The sequence below is a fragment of the Anaerobacillus alkalidiazotrophicus genome (assembly GCF_001866055.1).
The window spans coordinates 64109-84117 of record NZ_MLQS01000031.1 but is presented as its reverse complement, the minus strand read 5'-3'; the positions used below and the strand labels follow the sequence as shown (position 1 = coordinate 84117).

General features: G+C 34.2%; 19 protein-coding genes, 1 pseudogene and 1 other annotated feature. All 20 genes and pseudogenes read right to left on the bottom strand.

Annotated features, from left to right (window positions below; genetic code table 11):
• Positions 1–72: 72 nt before the first annotated feature.
• Positions 73–756 carry a TraR/DksA C4-type zinc finger protein gene (locus BKP45_RS19545; protein WP_071390846.1) on the bottom strand — a complete coding sequence of 228 codons (684 nt, stop codon included), beginning with the start codon at positions 754–756 and terminating at the stop codon, positions 73–75.
• A gap of 197 nt (positions 757–953) precedes the next feature.
• Positions 954–3713 carry an isoleucine--tRNA ligase gene (gene ileS, locus BKP45_RS19540; protein WP_071390845.1) on the bottom strand — a complete coding sequence of 920 codons (2760 nt, stop codon included), beginning with the start codon at positions 3711–3713 and terminating at the stop codon, positions 954–956.
• A gap of 312 nt (positions 3714–4025) precedes the next feature.
• Positions 4026–4294 (bottom strand) — a binding site (T-box leader).
• A 56-nt stretch (positions 4295–4350) separates the two neighbouring features.
• A complete protein-coding gene (locus tag BKP45_RS19535; protein ID WP_071309841.1) occupies positions 4351–4851 on the bottom strand; it encodes a DivIVA domain-containing protein in 501 nt (166 codons plus the stop codon).
• Positions 4852–5014: 163 nt separating this feature from the next.
• Entirely contained in the window at positions 5015–5788 is a 774-nt protein-coding gene (locus BKP45_RS19530) for a YlmH family RNA-binding protein (RefSeq protein WP_071390844.1), read from the bottom strand.
• 15 nt (positions 5789–5803) lie between these two features.
• A complete protein-coding gene (locus BKP45_RS19525) occupies positions 5804–6064 on the bottom strand; it encodes a YggT family protein (RefSeq protein WP_071390843.1) in 261 nt (86 codons plus the stop codon).
• A gap of 27 nt (positions 6065–6091) precedes the next feature.
• Entirely contained in the window at positions 6092–6523 is a 432-nt protein-coding gene (locus BKP45_RS19520) for a cell division protein SepF (protein WP_071390842.1), read from the bottom strand.
• Positions 6524–6598: 75 nt separating this feature from the next.
• Positions 6599–7276: a YggS family pyridoxal phosphate-dependent enzyme gene (locus tag BKP45_RS19515; RefSeq protein ID WP_071390841.1), complete on the bottom strand. Its 678-nt coding sequence runs from the start codon at positions 7274–7276 to the stop codon at positions 6599–6601.
• Between the two features lie 15 nt (positions 7277–7291).
• Entirely contained in the window at positions 7292–8110 is an 819-nt protein-coding gene (gene pgeF / locus BKP45_RS19510; RefSeq protein WP_084788075.1) for a peptidoglycan editing factor PgeF, read from the bottom strand.
• A gap of 175 nt (positions 8111–8285) precedes the next feature.
• Complete coding sequence (locus BKP45_RS19505) at positions 8286–8528, bottom strand: YlmC/YmxH family sporulation protein (protein WP_071390840.1); 243 nt, start codon at positions 8526–8528, stop codon at positions 8286–8288.
• Between the two features lie 401 nt (positions 8529–8929).
• Positions 8930–9715 (bottom strand): RNA polymerase sporulation sigma factor SigG, encoded by a 786-nt coding sequence (gene sigG, locus BKP45_RS19500; protein ID WP_071309847.1) that lies wholly within the window; start codon positions 9713–9715, stop codon positions 8930–8932.
• Positions 9716–9863: 148 nt separating this feature from the next.
• Positions 9864–10583: an RNA polymerase sporulation sigma factor SigE gene (sigE, locus tag BKP45_RS19495; RefSeq protein WP_071309848.1), complete on the bottom strand. Its 720-nt coding sequence runs from the start codon at positions 10581–10583 to the stop codon at positions 9864–9866.
• A gap of 58 nt (positions 10584–10641) precedes the next feature.
• Positions 10642–11488: pseudogene (locus BKP45_RS19490) on the bottom strand (sigma-E processing peptidase SpoIIGA).
• Between the two features lie 795 nt (positions 11489–12283).
• Positions 12284–13411: a cell division protein FtsZ gene (gene ftsZ / locus BKP45_RS19485; RefSeq protein WP_071390839.1), complete on the bottom strand. Its 1128-nt coding sequence runs from the start codon at positions 13409–13411 to the stop codon at positions 12284–12286.
• A 52-nt stretch (positions 13412–13463) separates the two neighbouring features.
• The gene (ftsA, locus tag BKP45_RS19480; RefSeq protein WP_071390838.1) at positions 13464–14747 is read right to left on the bottom strand and encodes a cell division protein FtsA; all 1284 of its coding nucleotides are present in this window, start codon (positions 14745–14747) and stop codon (positions 13464–13466) included.
• A gap of 216 nt (positions 14748–14963) precedes the next feature.
• A complete protein-coding gene (locus tag BKP45_RS19475) occupies positions 14964–15317 on the bottom strand; it encodes a small basic family protein (RefSeq protein ID WP_071309852.1) in 354 nt (117 codons plus the stop codon).
• Between the two features lies 1 nt (position 15318).
• Positions 15319–16011, bottom strand: a complete 693-nt coding sequence (locus BKP45_RS19470; RefSeq protein WP_245747567.1) for a DUF881 domain-containing protein — start codon at positions 16009–16011, stop codon at positions 15319–15321.
• A gap of 6 nt (positions 16012–16017) precedes the next feature.
• Positions 16018–16719 (bottom strand): DUF881 domain-containing protein, encoded by a 702-nt coding sequence (locus BKP45_RS19465; RefSeq protein WP_071390837.1) that lies wholly within the window; start codon positions 16717–16719, stop codon positions 16018–16020.
• Positions 16709–17479, bottom strand: a complete 771-nt coding sequence (locus BKP45_RS19460) for a cell division protein FtsQ/DivIB (protein ID WP_071390836.1) — start codon at positions 17477–17479, stop codon at positions 16709–16711. Before BKP45_RS19460 ends, BKP45_RS19465 begins: the two co-directional genes overlap by 11 nt.
• A 400-nt stretch (positions 17480–17879) precedes the next feature.
• Positions 17880–18788, bottom strand: coding sequence for a UDP-N-acetylmuramate dehydrogenase (gene murB / locus BKP45_RS19455; RefSeq protein WP_071390835.1), 909 nt, complete (start codon positions 18786–18788; stop codon positions 17880–17882).
• Positions 18789–18806: 18 nt separating this feature from the next.
• Positions 18807–19898, bottom strand: coding sequence for an undecaprenyldiphospho-muramoylpentapeptide beta-N-acetylglucosaminyltransferase (murG, locus tag BKP45_RS19450; RefSeq protein WP_071390834.1), 1092 nt, complete (start codon positions 19896–19898; stop codon positions 18807–18809).
• Positions 19899–20009: the final 111 nt, after the last annotated feature.

Genomic DNA, 20009 nt, shown 5'->3' with positions numbered 1-20009 from the left:
TGGTAAATTTATGTATACAGGTAAAAAAAGTAAATAATCAGAAGGAGAAATGGTCCCCTTCTGATTGAAGATTCATTCACTCTCGTCACTTGCCTCTAACCGATCGAGTTGATCCATATAGTGATCGTAATGAACGTTTCTTACAATTTCAATATTTTCATCACCCTTATAGCCCGTAATATCTGTAGATGCAAATGCATCTAATTCTTCTACATAACCAATTAACTCTTCACTACTATTTAAGCTAGAATCTTCAAACACCATCGAATTATCATTAAATTGTGCAACAGACTGCCAAGCATCTTCAGCATCAAATTCGGTCTCTCGATAATTATTATCAAAATTAAATTTATCGAAATTTTCTAATACATCTTCTTCAACAGGTCTTTCTCTGGCAATTTCATTTTCCTTACTGTATTCAATTACTGTACGAGCTGTAGGTAAAGCTTGAAGTCTTTCCAATGGGATTTCTTTCCCTGATACTTCACATATTCCATATGTTCCATTTTCAATTTTTTGTAAAGCTAGTTCAACATCTTCCAGTTCTTGATGAACATGTTCATATAATGCTATATCTTTACCTCTCTCATACGTGTCTGTCGCTGTATCTGCAGGATGATTATCATATTGTGATAGTTCTCCTGTTGAAAAAGACATTGTTTCATCTAACCCGTAACGATCAGTTTCCTTTAACCGTTCTTCTATTCGAATTTTTTCTGCTATCAATTGTTCTTTTATTTGATCATATTTACCCATCTCATTCGCCTCCTTTTGGATAAGAGGGTTTCAAATATAGTTTATCCTCCGTTTCTTTCCTTAGACGAAACAAGATTTACTAAATAATATATGTTTTATTTAACAAACGTAAAAATTTCATAAAATAAAAAAAGCAAAACAGATTTGAGAAATCTGTTTTGCTTTCACCTTACAGAAATAAACCTGTTACTATCCGTTTAATAATGAGCTTTTACAATGTCTGTGCAGCTCGAACAAAGCGTAGGATGTTCCTTATCTTTTCCAACCGTTTCAGAAACAACCCAACAACGTTCACATGTTTCACCAGTAGCTGGCTGTACGACAATGGCGATTGTATCAAAATATTCAGCATGTTCAGGAGCTGAAGCCTTATCTCCCATAATTTCAGCTTTAGAAACAATAAATAATTTTTCTAATTCGTCAATTGACGAAAGCAATTGCTTCACTTCTGAATTCGGATAAAGACTTATAGCAGCTGTTAGTGATTTACCAATTTTCTTTTCATTTCTTGCTGTTTCTAATGATTTTAATACATCATCACGAAGAACTAGCACTTGATCCCATTTGCTTTCAATTTCATCATTATATACAGTCGTGTCCTCTTGAGGCATATCAGTCAATTGAACACTGTCACCATCCATACCTGGGATAAATGGCCACACTTCATCAGCTGTATGTGGCAAAATAGGTGCGACAAGTTTCGTTAACGAAACTAATACTTCATACATAACAGTTTGAATTGAGCGACGATTTAAATGCTCTTTATGTTGAATATATAATGTATCCTTTGCAATATCCATATAGAACGAACTTAATTCAATCGTGCAGAAATTATGAACTTTATTGTACACCCCTGCAAATTGATAGTGATCATAGTTTGACTTAACTTCTTTAATAAGTTTATTAAGCTTAATCAAAATGTAACGATCTAATTGAGGTAAGTCATTCAATGCTACACGATCAGTTGATGGGTTAAAATCGTGTAGATTTCCTAATAAAAATCGGAAAGTATTTCTAATTTTACGATATACTTCTGCAACTTGTTTTAAAATTAAATCAGAAACACGTACATCGGCTTGGTAATCTACTGAAGCAACCCATAGTCGAAGTATATCTGCACCTAATTGTTTCATTACGTCATTTGGAACAACAACATTTCCTAGTGATTTACTCATCTTTCTCCCTTCACCATCAAGAACGAAACCATGGCTTAAAACACCTTTATATGGTGCTTTACCTGATACTGCAACTGAAGTTGATAAAGATGAGTTAAACCAACCACGATATTGGTCTGAACCTTCTAAGTAAAGATCAGCCGGACGTTGTAATTCCTCTCTTTCCACTAATACACTTTGATGCGACGAACCTGAATCAAACCAAACATCCATAATATCAGTTTCTTTTGTAAAGATACCATTTGGACTCTGTGGCGATGTAAAGCCTTCTGGTAGTAAATCTTTCGTATCCCACTCAAACCAAATATTAGATCCATGTTCTCTAAACAAGTTCGAAACATGCTCGATTGTTTCATCAGTAATAATTGGTTCATTATCCTCGCCATAAAATACTGGTATCGGAACGCCCCAAGCTCGCTGTCTTGAAATACACCAATCTCCACGGTCTCGAACCATATTGAAAAGTCTCGTTTCACCCCAAGCTGGTACCCACTCTACTTCATTAATTGACGTTAAAAGCTGATCGCGAAAGTCTTTAATTGATGCAAACCATTGAGCTGTAGCTCTAAAAATAACAGGTTTTTTCGTACGCCAGTCATGTGGGTATGAATGTGTCATAAAAGTTAGTTTTAATAAAGCACCTGTATCTTTAAGTTTTTCAGTTATTGGCTTATTAGCTTGATCATAAAATAGCCCTTCAAAACCAGGAGCCTCATTTGTAAAGTGACCTTTATCATCAACAGGACATAATACATCTAGCCCATATTTTTGCCCAACAATAAAGTCATCTTCCCCATGTCCAGGTGCAGTATGGACACAACCTGTTCCAGCATCTGTTGTAACATGTTCCCCAAGAATTACTAACGAATCTCTTTGGTACAGTGGATGAACCGCTTTTATATTTTCTAATTGTGCACCCTTTACTTTGTTTACAACTTCATAATTTTCCCACTCAAATTCTTTAACAAGTGTTTCTAATAGTGCTGATGCAACAATATATTTTTCACCATTTACTTCCACTACAGAATACTCCAATTCAGGATGTAAGCATATTGCCAAGTTAGCTGGAATTGTCCAAGGTGTTGTTGTCCAGATAATGATTTTTTCATCACCTGTTATTGCATCATTTCCTTCTTTTACATTAAAAGCAACATAAATAGAAGGAGAGCGTTTATCTTGATACTCAATTTCTGCTTCTGCTAATGCTGATTCAGAAGATGGAGACCAATATACTGGTTTTTTCCCTTTGTAAATATATCCTTTTTTGGCCATCTCACCAAATACCTTTATTTGCTGCGCCTCATATTCTTTATGAAGAGTAATATATGGGTTTTCCCAATCTCCCCTTACACCTAAACGTTTAAACTGTTCACGTTGACGGTCAACCTGATCTAGTGCATACTCTTCACACAGTTTACGGAACTCAGCTACAGTTAATTCTTTGCGTTTAACTTTACCATTCTTTGTTAATGCAGTTTCAATTGGCAACCCATGTGTGTCCCATCCTGGAACATACGGTGCTTGGAAACCTGACATTGATTTGTACCGAACAATAAAATCTTTTAGAATTTTATTTAAAGCATGACCAATATGAATATCACCATTTGCATAAGGGGGACCATCATGCAAAACATACAATGGACGATCCTTGGTTCTTTCTTGAACTTTTGCGTAAATATTTACTTCATTCCATTTTTCTTGAATTTGCGGCTCACGATTAGGGAGGTTCCCTCGCATCGGAAATTCTGTTTTTGGCATTAATAACGTTTCTTTATAATCCATTCCACTTGCCTCCATCAATTTATTTCATATTAGAAAAACTTTGAATTCCGCAGTTTATAGCGGAAGCCTTGGTTTGACTATTTTTTCATTTAAATGCTAATTTACATTTCTAAAAAGTAGTAGAAAACTTTTCTTTTCAGAGCAAGAGTGAAAATACTGGTTTCACTTTTACTTTTTCTTTTGTATTATAATTGGTTTTTAAGTTTAGTAAAACTTGGATTTGTTCGACTAGCAAAATGCGTAGTTTTGCTTTCATTTTTCGATCCAGTTAACAAAATTATTTAGACTACAAAAAAACCTTCTCATCCCTATAGTAGGGACGAGAAGGTTTACCCGCGGTACCACCCTGATAAACAGTTACATAACTGTTCGCTTAAAATTCGTAACGTGAATGATTCGTCACAGCCTACTAAAACACACTAACTATGTTACCACATATATGTAGAATTGTAGTTGGTATTATATTTCGGTGTGAGGCTCTAGGGTGATATTCCTTTATTCAGCTATATATCAGGCTTTCACTGTCCCTAACTCGCTTTCAAATAGCTTGTAAAAAGTACTGTCCCTATCATTGCCTTTTTATGTTCAGATTAATACACGTATTATATGATAAAAAATAATTCAACGTCAAGCAAGTTTAGCCTTCTCTGACTAATTCATTTCTTTCATCTGAATCCGATTTTGTAATATCTTCCCAATCATCACTACCTAGCAATTCCAATTGGGCTTCAATTAGCATTTTAAACCTTAATTTATAAACTGATGCTTGCTTCTTCAACTCCTCAATTTCTAAAGCAATTTTTCGTGATTTAGAAAGAGAATCATTAATAATTCGATCAGCATTTTTTTCAGCTTCTTTAATAATTAATTGCGCTTCTTTTTGAGCATTTCGTTTAACTTCTTCTGCTGTTTCTTGGGCAATTAAGATTGATTTATTTAGTGTAGTTTCAATATTTGAAAAATGTGCCAATCTCTCATCAAGATCTATTACTTTATCTGCAAGTTCTTTTTTTTCACGAAGAACTATTTCATAATCCTTAATTACTTGATCTAAAAATTCATTGACTTCATCTTCATCATATCCACGGAAACCTCTATTAAATTCTTTATTATGAATATCTAATGGTGTTAAAGGCATATATGCCACCTCCAAATATTAATCACAGATCACAGAAAAACTAAGATGTTCGTTATTATTCGTGTACTAAATTTCTAAACTTTCAAGTTATTATAATTGTACTTCTATAGGCTCACACTTAATCATTCGACACAAAAGAATAAATCCCTCTAGGAAATTACAATTATTTTCGTATTCCAACATCAAGTCGCCATTTATCTTTTTTTGTTTTACCTTGGATGGTAATTATTTTACTTCTCCCTAACCCACGAACAGATAAATAATCACCGTTTTGAAGTTGGTAAGCCGGATGCTCAATAATTTTCCAATTTACTTTTACTCTTTTGTTATCAATCAATGGTGTTATTTTCGACCTTGATAACTGGTAAATTTCTGATAGAACAACATCAAGTCGGAGAGAACTAGCAGTGATTGTCCTTTCAAGCCATTCTTCAGTTTGTATTACTATTTTTGAAAGTGGAATACTGTCTAAATTAATAGAAGCTCGTCCAATAGTTTGAAGGTTAGCTTCAACATAGCTACTTATTTCAGAGGCAACAATTATCTGCACCTGGTCTTGAAGTATATTTATATCACCAAACTTTTCCCTCTTTAAACCTAATCCCATCAAAGACCCTAAAAAATCACGATGTTCTAGCGTTAAAAACTTATGAGGATAATTGATTTGAAAAGCAGCTAACTGAAAATCCTCATCTTGTACTTCAAGATAAGGTGGGAATAAAAAAGCTCTTTTACGCTCAGCTGTATGATTCCCACCGAAAAAAGCTAAACGAATATCTTCATCCTGACCAATAATTATTTTCACAATTTGTTGTTCACGCGGATCTAAAAAGTCTGTTAACTTATGTACATAACGCTCTTTGACAGTTTCTTTCCACTCTAGTACTTGATCAATAAACGGACGTTCTTCCTTTCGAAAATGTTCATAAATACTCATTAGTATGAAACCTTATTAAAATATTGAGAACAAGGCATGAACACCATAAGTTGCAAAGTTTAAAGCAACGATAGCAACAATTGGAGAAATATCAATCATCCCAAGTGGTGGGATTATCTTTCTAAAAGGAGCTAAGTAAGGTTCAACTATTGATCCAATAAATTGACCAATCGAAGACTCTCTAGCATTTGGAAACCACGACATTAAAATATAGGCAATGACAACCCAGGAATATAAGCGTAATAGTTGAATAATAATACCTTCAATTGCACCCATTTTTACTAACCACCTAACTTTTTAAATTTATTCTGATATAATTTCTGAAATTGTACCTGTAACATCAACGTTATCAGGCGTACAAAGGAAAATATTTGCACCCAGCTTTTGAATATCTCCTCCTATAGCATACACTGTTCCACTTAAAAAATCGACTATTCGTTTTGCTTGGTCATGACTTATCCGTTGCAAATTAATAACAACAGCTTTTCTATTTTTTAAATGGTCAGCAATATCTTGAACCTCATCATATGTTCTTGGTTCAATCAACATCATTTTTGCAGATTTTTGTACACTCTGTAAACTAACAACATTATTCTTATCAGATTTTTTTTCTTGTTTACGTGGTAAATATTCTTCTTCCATTACTTTTTGTTCGCTTTGAGTAGTTTCATCTTCATACTCATATTGATCATCTTCTAACTCAAAAAAACGTTTAAATTTAGTTTTCATGCTCATTTCCGGCTCTCCTTTATCAATTTTCCCTTTTATAGACGAATTTGGATAATATACTAATGATATTAACTTATTAATCTAGATTTCTTTTCCTACTAACGAAGTACCAAGTCTTATATAGGTTGCTCCTTCCTCGATTGCGACTTGAAAATCGTTAGACATCCCCATAGATAATTCAGCACAAGGTGCATAAGGGAGTTGTAGTGCTTGTACATCTTTTTGAAGTTGTTTCAGGGCAGAAAAATATTTTCTTGTCTCTTCTGGGTTTTCTACATAAGGTGCCATAGTCATTAATCCGACCACTTCAATAGATGGAAATTGAGATAGCTCAGAAATAAAAGGAATAACACCTTTTACATCCAGCCCATGCTTAGTTGCCTCTTGTGAAATGTTAACTTGCACAAAACATTTAACCTTTTTCTTCGCTCGCTTTTCGATCTCTTTTGCTAGAGAGAGTCGATCAAGAGAATGAATATAGTCAAATTGCTCAATAATTTCCTTAACTTTACGGGATTGAAGTGTCCCAATAAAATGCCATGTCGCCTTACCATTTAAAATTTGCCATTTTCTCAAGCCTTCTTCTGCTCTATTTTCTCCAATATGTTTAATTCCAGCTTCAATGGCTTCCGTTGCCCTTTCATCACTAACATATTTTGTAACTGCAATGATTTTTACATCTTCTACATTTCTTCCAACTCGTTGACAGGCGACTTGGATTTCATGCTGAATTTTTTCAAAATTTTCTTTTACTGTCAACGTAACTTACCTCCTTTACTTTCTACCAATAAAGCTCATCATTCTACCTGTTTGCTGATGACGACGATAAGAAAAGAACGTTTTTGAGTTTTTGTATGTGCAGTAGTTTGACACAAAAATTTGCTCCTCTTTTATTCCAGTCGCCAAAAGTAGTTGCTTATTTAAAAGTTTTAAGTCTAATAAATATTGATTGGTATTAACTTTTATATATGGCAATTGATATTCATCTACTATTACTTTATTTACTTTATCAATAACATAATCATCAACTTCATAGCTTTCTTGCGAAATTGATGGGCCTATTGCAACATAAATCGAATCCAAAGAAACCTTTTCAACTTCCGTCCACATGTGGACCATATTTGTTCCAATTTTCCCAACTGTACCCTTCCAACCAGCATGCGCTAATCCGATTAGTGCATTTGAAGGAGAGTAAAAATAAAGTGGTACACAATCAGCATATAAACTTGCTAACAGCACATTCGCTTCTTTAGTATAAAGTCCATCAGCTCCTTTTATTACACTTGCAATATTCAAAGTTCCAGAGCCACAATCTTTTTGGGATATCTTTTTTATTTTGTTACTATGAACTTGTTCAGCAAACACCCACTTTTTTAATGAAATTTTCAAATCTTCTGCAACTTTTTCTCTATTTAATATTACTTTTTGTTCATCATCTTGAACGTGGAGACCTAAGTTTAACGACTCATACGGTTTTATACTATAACCATTATTCCTTGTTGAAAATCCGACAATTAATTTATCGTCAAACTTATTAAAGGGGTCTATTGTTAAAATATTACTATTTAACGGGATAAAAGGTTCATTTTCCATCAACTTCACTTCCTTACTCAACCATTGGATACCTATGTAAAAATGGAAAGCCTCATTTATGTATAGAAGTCAGTATTAGATCTAAAATGAGACTAACCAGCATTTGCACATATGGATCATGTCAATCTTTTTTTATTCTAACATATTTTTCTATTTCCCAATAGAGTATCTCATCTTATTTATCTTCTAGCCTAACCAAAATTACATCAGACCCGATCTTAACGATATTCTCCCAAGGAATTACTATTTCCGATTCCTTCCCCCCTAAAAATGTCAACATCCTACCTGTTCCACCAATGATAAGAGAGTTGACTGTCCCTTCTTCTAGGTTGATATCCAAATCTCCAATATGTCCTAACACCTTCCCGTTAGATACATTTACAATCTCTTTCGCCTGAATTTCTGATATTTTGATCATGCCCTCTCCTCCAATCCTTTTCATATATTAATTATATGTACGAGTGGGCAATATATTTACTTTTCCTTTCCCTTGAATAATCTAACAAAACCAATAAAGCTGAACTTCAATCTGTAGAAGTTTTCCTTCATAACCACTTATTGTTAGGTTAACTAATCTCTAGCTCAAAGAATAAGTAATCAAAAGCTTTCACTGATGAAAGTTAATCGATCTATATCGGCAGTTAATCCACCGCCTAAACTTTTCGATCTTTCTGAAATTTTGAGGTGGGGGTCTTACTGCCACTTCATAATGAGATAAAAAGATTTAAGCCTGTACGAAAGCCGTAGTTTCTTAAACTTTACTCCTTTAGTGACGTTAAACTTAAAGTATAAAAAAGAGGTAACCTTTTAAAGGTTACCTTAAGCTTTCGCATGTTTATTCATTTGTTGAATAGCAGCTTTCTCAAGTCTAGACACTTGAGCCTGAGAAATACCAATTTCATCTGCTACTTCCATTTGAGTTTTACCTTGAAAAAATCTCATATCTAAAATCATTTTTTCTCTTTCACTTAATCGTATCATTGCTTCTTTCAAAGCAATTTCTTCTACCCATTGTATATCTTTTTGTTTGTCATCACTGATTTGATCCATAACATAAATAGGATCCCCACCGTCATTATAAATTGGTTCAAACAGTGACACTGGATCTTGAATTGCATCTAGTGCAAATACTATATCCTCTTTTGGAACGTTTAGAACTTTGGCAATTTCTTGAATCGTTGGTTCTCGATCGCGGCTTTTCTCACTCATTAAGGAATCTCTCACTTGTAAAGCCTTATAAGCAATGTCTCTTAGTGATCTTGAAACTCGAATTGGATTATTATCACGTAAATAACGTCGAATTTCACCTATAATCATTGGTACTGCATAAGTGGAAAACTTTACATTTTGACTTAAATCAAAATTATCGATGGATTTCATTAATCCAATACAACCTACTTGAAATAAGTCATCAACATACTCTCCTCTGTTGTTAAATCGTTGAATTACACTTAAAACTAATCGTAAATTCCCGTTAATTAGCTGCTCCCTTGCATAAATGTTACCACTCTGAAGATCTTCAAACAGCTCACGCATTTCTTTGTTTGTCAATACAGGCAGCTTGGATGTATCAACACCACAAATTTCAACTTTATTTCGTGTCAATTCTTTCCCTCCTTACAGGAGTTGTTGTACAAGTGTAAGTATCTCCTCAGGTGGGAAAAATATGCATTGACTAATCAGACTTAATCACAAAGATTATGTCTAATGATTGGTAAATAAGGGGTTTGACCCTCAAAAAATTTTTTTCTTGTTAGACCATCTTATTAAACTCTTTTCTTAAGCGTTTAATTATCCTTTTTTCTAATCTTGATATATATGACTGTGAAATTCCAAGCATATCAGCAACGTCTTTCTGCGTTTTTTCTTCATCCCCTGCTAGTCCAAAGCGTAATTCCATAATTTGCTTCTCTCTATCATTTAGAGTATGAAGTGCTTTAACCAATAATTTCCGATCTACTTTTTCTTCGATACCTTTAGTAATAATATCATCTTCTGTTCCTAAAACATCAGAAAGTAGAAGTTCATTTCCATCCCAATCAATATTTAGAGGTTCGTCAAAGGAAACTTCTGAACGTATCTTATTATTTCTACGTAAATACATTAATATTTCATTTTCTATACACCTTGATGCATATGTTGCTAGTTTAATTTTCTTCTCAGGGTTAAAGGTATTTACAGCTTTTATTAACCCAATAGTACCTATACTAATTAAATCTTCAATGTTTATGCCAGTATTTTCAAACTTTCTTGCAATATAAACAACTAAACGTAAATTACGCTCGATTAACATTGATCTAACTGCTTTATCGCCACTAGGTAATTTGCTTAAAAGATGCTCTTCTTCGTCCTTAGAAAGTGGCGGTGGTAGAGCTTCACTACCCCCTATATAATATATTTCATCTGCCTTTAGACCTAATTTCATTAGTAGTTTGTACCAAATTAATGTTAGTTTTAATTTAAGCTTTACCATGTATGTACCCCCTTATTTCTATCTTAATAATCTACATAGACCAAAATCACTACTATGATTACGCTAAACGCTTCTTACCTTGAATTAGCATCTGCGGATGTAAAATACATTGGAAATCACCTTCTGAAGACAAATTCGTAAAATTTAGGCCGACGATTGCATTACTACAATCTAACTTCTCTCCACTTTCATCTGTAACCATAACTTTATCTGGCTTTATGCCAATAATAAATTGGTTTACTTGGCCAACACCTCTATACGGTATAATAGAAAGCTTTTCTTCCCATTCCTTTCCTATTGGAAAATTAGGATCACCAATCATTTCTGGATTTTTTGCCAAATGAACCATATTTTTAGGGAATTTATCTTGAAGATCACTCATATCTATTATCATAACAGGCTTCCTTGTTATAGGATCTTGTAGTTGGTTACCACTATCTATCAAACCTTTAATTGGTAAATAGTTTTCATTTATAAACAAGTCCACATGAACAATTTCTTCATACTTAATTTTTCTAACTTCAATTTGTTCCAAGCGCTTTTTTGAGAAAAGCCAAATTAACGGAAAACCAACAATCAGTAAAATCCAACTGATTGGCGTCCCAAAACCATTAGATTTTGTTGTCACTACTCCATTCAAAATAACCATTTCGTTATTAAAGAAATAATGTAATGCTATTAATCCACCCCCAAATCACTATAGAAAATAACAATTTAAAAATTGGGTGGTAATAAATTGTACTAAGTGGAGTCAGCACTAAGAAAATTACACTAGAAGCGATCATCGCTCCAGCAATCATACGCCATTTAACTAATTTTCTTTTTAAGACAATACCCGTCAATAACAATAAAAAAAGATCAATACAGAAATTTAGAAACCATATGACATCTAAATATATCGCCATATGCGCTCCTTTCTTTTTGCTTATTATTGTGTAGAGAATTTTTTACTTAAACTAAACAAAAATACCACCAACAATATCGAAATTGCTGTGTGCATATTGTCATTTAGCCAATAAATATATTTTGTTCATTCGTTCAATTCTTTAAGAATTTGAAACTAGTATATATCAGATCATATTTATAAGTCTGTCAGTTTATGCCGATAGAATTGCAGAAATTTTAGTTTTTTTTCAGTTAAATTGTCGTCTTCGTTTTCACAAATTTCCATGAAAGTGGCTACCTGTAATCTAATACTATTCGACGGAGCTTCAAATCACTATGTAGTGTAGTTACGATGTCAAAAATATTACTGAATAAACCTTTAATATATCTTCTTTTTTTGAAACGAAAATAGGTGATTTTACCTATGAGAGAAATTTATCCGACAATTAAATTGGTTCCTCTTTATTTAGTTAAGAAAAGCGCAAGCTCCTTGGTCACGAGCAGCTGCTCTTTGGCTTCTTACGTGCTTCTGCGTCTTCAAGTACCGCTTCGTAGTAAGAGTAAGCTCCCTCGAAGCAGTGTTTTGTGCGACGAGTAACCGCAGGAGCAAAGCAGCATGAAGCTAATCAACGAAGGATTTCAAGAGGTAATTGTAGTCAGTTGCTTGACTAAAATGACCGAGCTCATAGGCTGCTTGCGCTAGACAGTTTCCAAGTTAGAAATTTATAAATTCTGGTTATACAAAAAAGGCTGATTCATAAGTGTCTTTTGCTAAAAAATAGACACTTATAAACCAGCCTTTTCATATTCTAAAATTAACGACCCCTACGATTTCTTAAAAAAGTAGGTATATCCAAAGTATCAACCGACTCTTGCTGTCCCTGTGGTTGTCGTTCAACAAATGTATGTTCTTCTTGTTGCTGAGTAATCGGTTTTTTCCCAAGGTTTGACTTTGGCTGTTGCTGCGGTTTTGGAGTTCCTATAGTATCTTGATCTTTAAAACCAGTTGCAATTACAGTAACAACAATTTCATCCTTTAGGTTTTCATTAATAACCGAACCAAAAATCATATTTACTTCTTGGTCGGATGCTGATGAAACAATTTCAGCCGCTTCATGTACTTCATATAAACTTAGATTTGTGCCACCAGTTATGTTCATAAGAACACCTTGAGCCCCATCAATAGAAGTCTCTAATAATGGACTCGAAACAGCTTTTTTCGCTGCTTCTGTAGCGCGATTTTCTCCAGTAGCAACACCAATCCCCATTAATGCAGAACCTTTATCACTCATAATTGTCTTAACATCTGCAAAGTCAAGGTTAATCAAACCAGGTGTAGCAATTAAATCTGAGATACCTTGAACACCTTGTCTAAGGACATTATCCGCTTCACGGAAAGCTTCTAACATTGGTGTGTTTTTATCTACGATTTCTAACAGACGATCATTAGGTATAACAATTAACGTATCTACCTTTTCTTTTAAAGCTGAAATTCCGCCTGCAGCTTGATTTGATCGCTTTCGTCCTTCAAAGGTAAACGGGCGAGTAACAACACCAACAGTTAAAGCTCCAATCTCTTTTGCAATTTCAGCAATAACGGGAGCCGCTCCAGTTCCTGTTCCACCACCCATACCAGCAGTGATAAATACCATATCCGCACCAGTTAATATTCCTTCTAACTGCTCCTTACTTTCTTCAGCAGCCTTTTTACCAACTTCTGGATTCGCTCCCGCACCTAAACCTCGCGTAAGCTTTCCTCCTAACTGTAATTTATGCTCAGCTTTAGATAAGTGAAGTGCCTGAGCATCTGTATTTACAGCAATGAATTCAACTCCTTGCAATCCGTTTTCAATCATTCTATTAACGGCATTACTACCTCCGCCGCCAACTCCAATTACCTTAATCTTAGCTAACTGGTCCATATCCATTTCAAACTCTAACATATTAGGTCCCCCAATCAATCATGTCTCCACAAATAATACACTTCAATAAAAACTACTCAAAAAATACTTTAAATAATTTCGAGAATTTCTTCTTTACTTCCTTGCTTTGTGAACCATCTTTCACTTTAGCAGGTACTTCTTTTCTTTCAGGCTTTTCCATTTGTTCAGGAAACATACCTAAAGTAGCTGCAACTTCTTTCCCTTGAATTTTCCCATTACGATGAGCAAATTGAATTAAGCCGACACCAGTTGTATACTGTGGTTCACGTACACCAATATAATCTGGAATAGCAATTCTAACACTATTTTGAAGAACTTCTCTAGCCAATTCAAGTAAGCCTGGTATTTTTACTGAACCACCAGTTAAAACGTAACCACCTGGTAAATCTTGGTACCCGAGTCTATAAACCTCATTTTCTATTAACTGTAGAATTTCAGCTATTCTAGGTTCAATGATATAGGAAAGGTCATTCTGAGAATATTCCTCTTTTAAATCACTACCAATTTTAGAAACTTTAAACGTTTCTTCTTTTGAAGATAATTCGATATAACCATGTCCATATTTCGTTTTCACTCTATCAGCCTCTTCAGAAGAAACCCTGAGTCCGATAGAGATGTCATTTGTAATATGATCTCCACCTACTGGAATTATAGAAGTAGCTTGTAGACTACCTTGCTCAAAAATTGAAACCGTTGTTGCTCCCCCTCCAATATCGACAAGAGCAACGCCTAATCCTTTTTCATCCTTTGAAACGGCTACTGAGCCAGCGGCTAATGGTTGTAAACATATATCTGCAATACTTAACCCTGCCCGTTCAACACAGCGAAGTAAGTTATGTAAAATTGTTTTTGACCCAGTAATGATTGTTCCTTCCATTTCTAAACGAACACCAATCATACCTCTTGGATCTGTGATTTCATCTAAACCGTCAACAATGAACTGCTTCGGAATAACATCAATAATTTCTCGTTCCGGTGGTATAGAAAATACTTGTGCCGCATCAATAACTCTTTTAATATCTTCATCACCAATTTCACGATCAGGGCTAGACACTGCAACTACTCCATGACATAGTTGTAACTGGACGTGGTTACCCGAAACACCGACAATGACATTTTCTATTGATAAACCTATCATTCGCTCGGCTTGGTCGACTGCACGACGTATTGAACGAACAGTCTCATCAATATCAACAATAGATCCTTTTTTTATTCCTTCTGATTTTGCGTTACCGACACCAATGATGTTTAATGACCCGTTTGCAATTTCTCCAATGATTACACGTACATTGGATGTACCGATGTCTAAACTTACATAAGTCTCCTTGTTGTTCATTCTTTGGCACCTCCTTTAATAAATAAGCTTGTCTGTCTATTAGTTTCATTTTACACCAATTTAAGTAGCTAAACTTTAGGAAATATTAGGAAACAAAAAGTATTTCACTTAATTAAGATACTATTCAACAAATACTTTTCATTCCCTTTTTTTTTACAAAAATATTCTAATTCTTTTTAAAAAATTTAAATAAATTGTAGATTTTCTACATTTCACTTATATTTTCTCCCGTTTGGTCGTCAATCTAGACAAAACAAGTCGCCTTATTACTGCAATATTATTAAATAAACGAACACCAAAAGCGAAAATAGCAGCTAAGTATAAGTCTACACCAAGATGAACACCTAGAAAAGCTAAACTTGCAGCGAGAATAATATTTGAGAAAAAACCTGTCACAAAAACGATTTCTTCAAAAGTATTTTGAAGATGGGCTCTCATCCCTCCGAATAATGTATCAAGTGCTGCTAAAACCGCAATCGATAAATAGCTGGAATATGCATCTGGTATTCTTAATTCTGTCCAAAACCCTAAGAGAAGGCCTATAAGAAGCCCAAGGAATGGTAACCACATATTATGATTCCTCCTTTATTGGCTCTAAATACCGAACTCGTATTGGTTGGTCGTAACCAGGAAGTGTTGTAAAGTTAATCGGAGTAGAAGTAAGAGTTAAATTCTCAATAGCAAAATACTCTACAGATTGTGAAACGATCATTTCATGATGAAGCTTCTCAGCATCTGTTGCTAAAACCTTTATTTCCAATGGAATATTCGGTATTCTTCTAGCATTAATGTGTGTCACTCCATTAACATCCCGAATAGCTGAAGTCGAGATAATCCGCTGATTCCCTACAACAATATCTGTTGCATTATAAATATTGAGCTCATTAATTAAAAACCTTAATAGATGAGGGGGAACTGTTTGCGGAACAAAATTATAATCAGAATACATCGGTTTAATTTCTAAAATGATCCCTTCCCCACTTACTGTTGTTAGACCTGCATTTTTTTTCAAATCATTTAAGGCATCAATCATTACATCTTCTACATTATCTTGCTCAGTTAATTGATTTAACAATGACAATTGCTTTTCTATTTCTTGGTTTAATTGTTGTTGACGCTCTTTTTCAATCCGTAAATCTTGTCTTAATTGTAAAATATCTCGGGTATCTCGAACTACTGGCTCTTTAGTTGTTTTAAATTGAATAGCAACCATAAAGCCAATAATTGTCGTTACTATAGCAAAAATAATCATTCTATCCTTCACAAATTCTCATCCTCTCTCTGATAAATAAGGATCCATCATAAGTAAATCCTTCTTTTCGATCTTCACTTCAATTTGATCAGAGAGCAATTGATCCCTTATACCACCAGGTAAATGCAAAGAGTCGAAAAGTTTATCAGTATCACCAATCGCAGTTATGACAAAGGGAGCAAAGGATGTATTTCCATCTATTCGAATAACCGGTCCAACACATTGAATATATGAGCGGTGAGAAATTCTTTGCCCATTAATAGCAATGGCTTCTGCCTGAGTTACTAGTAATTCGTGAATGACCTTTTGAATATGAAGCTCATGCACAATGTAAAAATTGGGGTTTTCCCCATCTGGAACATAATCTGAATCCCTTAAGGTTACTTCAATACCTGGCCCTTTTACCCCAACTGATCCTGTAACCATTCTCAATCGTTCAAGATCTTCTACTAAATTAAAATACGTCCTTTCTTGGATTGCAATTTCCTCTTCAATGGTATTAATCTCAGCTTGAATTGCCCTTAATTCTTCAGACAAATTTCTATTTACTGATTGCTCAAAAAGAACTTCGTTTCTTAATTCATCTTCTTTTTTCCATTGCCCATCAGTAATAAATTGACTTTTGGGAATTTCATTGGCAAATTGATATGATAAAGCTATTATAAAGCCAGTAATAATCAATATAAATGAGAGGATAACGTGATTGCCCTTAACCTTCAATTCCTTCTTCCTCCCCTATATCGAATTGTTCAAAATAAGGATTCATTCTCATGTGAATAACACCTTTATTATTTGGATCTAACTCTCTAACTATTGCAGGATAAGCCGTTATTTTTTTGGAAAAATGACGAATCGTTGAACTAACGTTAAATCCGTCGTTCATATAAAGAGAAATTCTTAGAGGATCGTTTTCAACAGGTGTATAATATATTTCTGATATACGCTGTATGATACTTTCTGGCAGAACACTTAGTTCAGCCGCCATTTCAGATAGGCCACCTTCTGTATTAAAACCAATTAATAATGGGGCATCTGAAGGAAAGTGGTTTATTGCATCCTCTAATATTTTTCCAGTATCTAAGATAGGGAAAAAATTCCCATCGACTGCTAAGTAAGCAACTCTAGTATGTTCTTTCACCTTGATTAGGATAGTACTAGGAAACTTCCTATTGACTTTTATTTCGTTTATTTCATTTAGTCTGGTTAAATCCCCTACTATTTTTTGCTTATCAATCCCCCAAAAGCTTGTCCTATCATTTAGACCGCTTATACTTATTATTTCTTTATCTGAAACATAACGATTCCCTTCAACTACAATAACTTTCACATCACTTAACGGGGATTGGAAATATATCACAGTAAGTAATAGTATAAAAAAGATAGACAAATAAAAAATCAAACGCCTATTTGCTCTTTGCCTTCTCAATTCTTTAAGTTTAGGAATACGGTCTTCAAGAGTAATTACATTCTTCTCATCCATAACAAACCTTCCTTCATTGTATGCTTTGTTCCAAAAATAAATGATAGATCTACCGGTAATTTACATTATTGATCTTTCATATTGATAGAAAAATCAACTACCATTTTAGGAGCATACTAATACAACAACTCATAATATTATCTTAGCTTCTCTCTCTATAGTAGACAAGTAAAAAGAACAGTTTTTGATAAATTAGAAAAACTTAACCTATCACCAAGAACGGCATACGAATATATGCCGTTTCTTGTGCTTTTGACTATTAAGATTGAGAGAGAACTCGTTCTAGTTCGCTAGAACATCGAAAACTCAGATAGAGTCTCAACTCCACCTGAATTGGAAGTTCCCACCTACGCTACACTTAAAGGCGGGGGTCTATGGCCATTATGAACAAATCATTTGATTAATTTTTATTTCCAACTAACTCGACTTCTGTGTCCAGCTTTACTTGAAATTTGTTATAAACAACGGTCTTAATATAATCAATTAATTCCAGGACATTTGTTGCAGTTGCACCACCGATGTTTACTATAAAGTTAGCGTGCATTGTAGAAACTTGAGCTCCTCCAATTGAATATCCTTTTAGTCCGGCATCCTCAATTAATTTTCCAGCATGATGTGGTAACGGATTACGAAAAACACTTCCACAACAAGGATAATCCCACGGCTGTGTTTGTTTTCGATATTCTTTGTTTTTTTGAATTTCAGCAATGATTTTTTCGCGATTACCACTTTTCAATTGAAAAGACGCTTCTAAACAAATACCATGGTCTTTTTGCAAGCGAGAAGTTCGGTAAGAAAAGTCCATTTCATCATTATTGTAACACTTTACAGTACCATCTTGGTAAAGGATTTTTGCTTTTGTTAATATATTAGAAATGTCCGATCTATGCGCACCCGCATTCATAAATACAGCTCCACCTACTGAACCTGGAATTCCACCAGCAAACTCCAGTCCAGATAAGCCTTTCTTACTAACAATTGTTGCAAGCTTAATTAGAGAATGACCTGCACCTACTCGAATTTCATCTCCATTTATCTCTAAATGGTCTAATACATCGCTTATTTTAATAACAACTCCATCAATTCCTTTGTCAGAAATCAACAAATTTGAACCTCTTCCAATAATAAATACACCAACTCCACTTTCTTTTGTTAAAGAAAGTGTTGTAATTAAAGATTCAATACTGTTTGGTATAATTAGCACATTAGCCGGACCGCCAATTTTCCAAGTTGTATGATTAGCCAATGGTTCATTTACTTTCACTTGGCCTACGTTTGCTTTACGAAATCTTTCAATTATTAAATCCATAACATCCTCCGTACCCAATTATTTCATAAGCTGTTTCATTAGCTCATAAATCTCTTTTGCTGCATCTGGTTTACCTAGTTTCAAAGCAGAGTTATGCATTTTTTCCCATTTTTCTTCATTTAACATCAGTTGATCAATTTCTTCAAGTAAGATTTCTCCAGACATCTCTTTTTCAAGCTTTAAGACAGCCGCTCCATGTTCACTTAAAGCTCTAGCATTCTTTTCTTGATGGTTGTTTGTTACATATGGACTAGGGATTAAAATACTAGGTAATCCAATAGCTGTTATTTCTGCTAATGTTGTCGCTCCTGCACGTGCAACAATCAACTGAACATTTTTAAGTACTTCAGGCATATTATGAATAAATGGTTCAATTTTTATATTTACTGGATTACCGAATTTTTTCACTTCAGCCATCACGTGATCGTAATGAACATCACCTGTAACGTAGAGAAACTGATAACTTCTGGAACCAGCATCCTTTAATACTTCTAAAAATGCGTCATTAATAGGTTTTGCTCCACGACTACCCCCAACAATAAGAACTGTTTTTTTGTTTTTATTTAATCCTATTTCGGTAAGGCGGTCTTTTACATTAACTAATGCTGCTTCAGTAGCCCTTGGATTACCTGTAAATACAACTTTTTCATTTGGAAAAAACGAATGAGACTCTTCAAAAGAAATAGCAACTTTATTTACGTATTTACTTAAAAATTTATTTGTAAGTCCTGGAACACTGTTTTGTTCATGAATTATTGTAGGTATTCTCAGTTTTGTAGCTGCAAATACTACTGGTCCACAAACATACCCACCTGTACCAATAACAACATCCGGACTAAAGTCTTGAATAATCTTTTTTGATAATGAAACACCTTTTAAAAATCGCAAAACAGTTTTAACATTGTCCACAGAGATTTTCCGTTTAAAACCAGTAATATGTATCGTTTTAAACGGAATGCCCTCTCTGGTTACTAACGTACTTTCCAATCCTTTTTCTGTACCAATATATAAAAATTCTGCCTTAGGCTCAATCTTTTTTATTTCGTTAATTAGGGCTAATGCAGGGTAAATATGCCCTCCTGTACCTCCGCCACTAACAATAATTTTCATAATAACCGAACACCTCCGTAGAAATACGAAAAGCATAAGCGCCTTGATCACAAAGCTACACTGTAACCATTTGACAGAAGCCGCTTTTTGGCTTCCGAAAAGTGGTTAAGT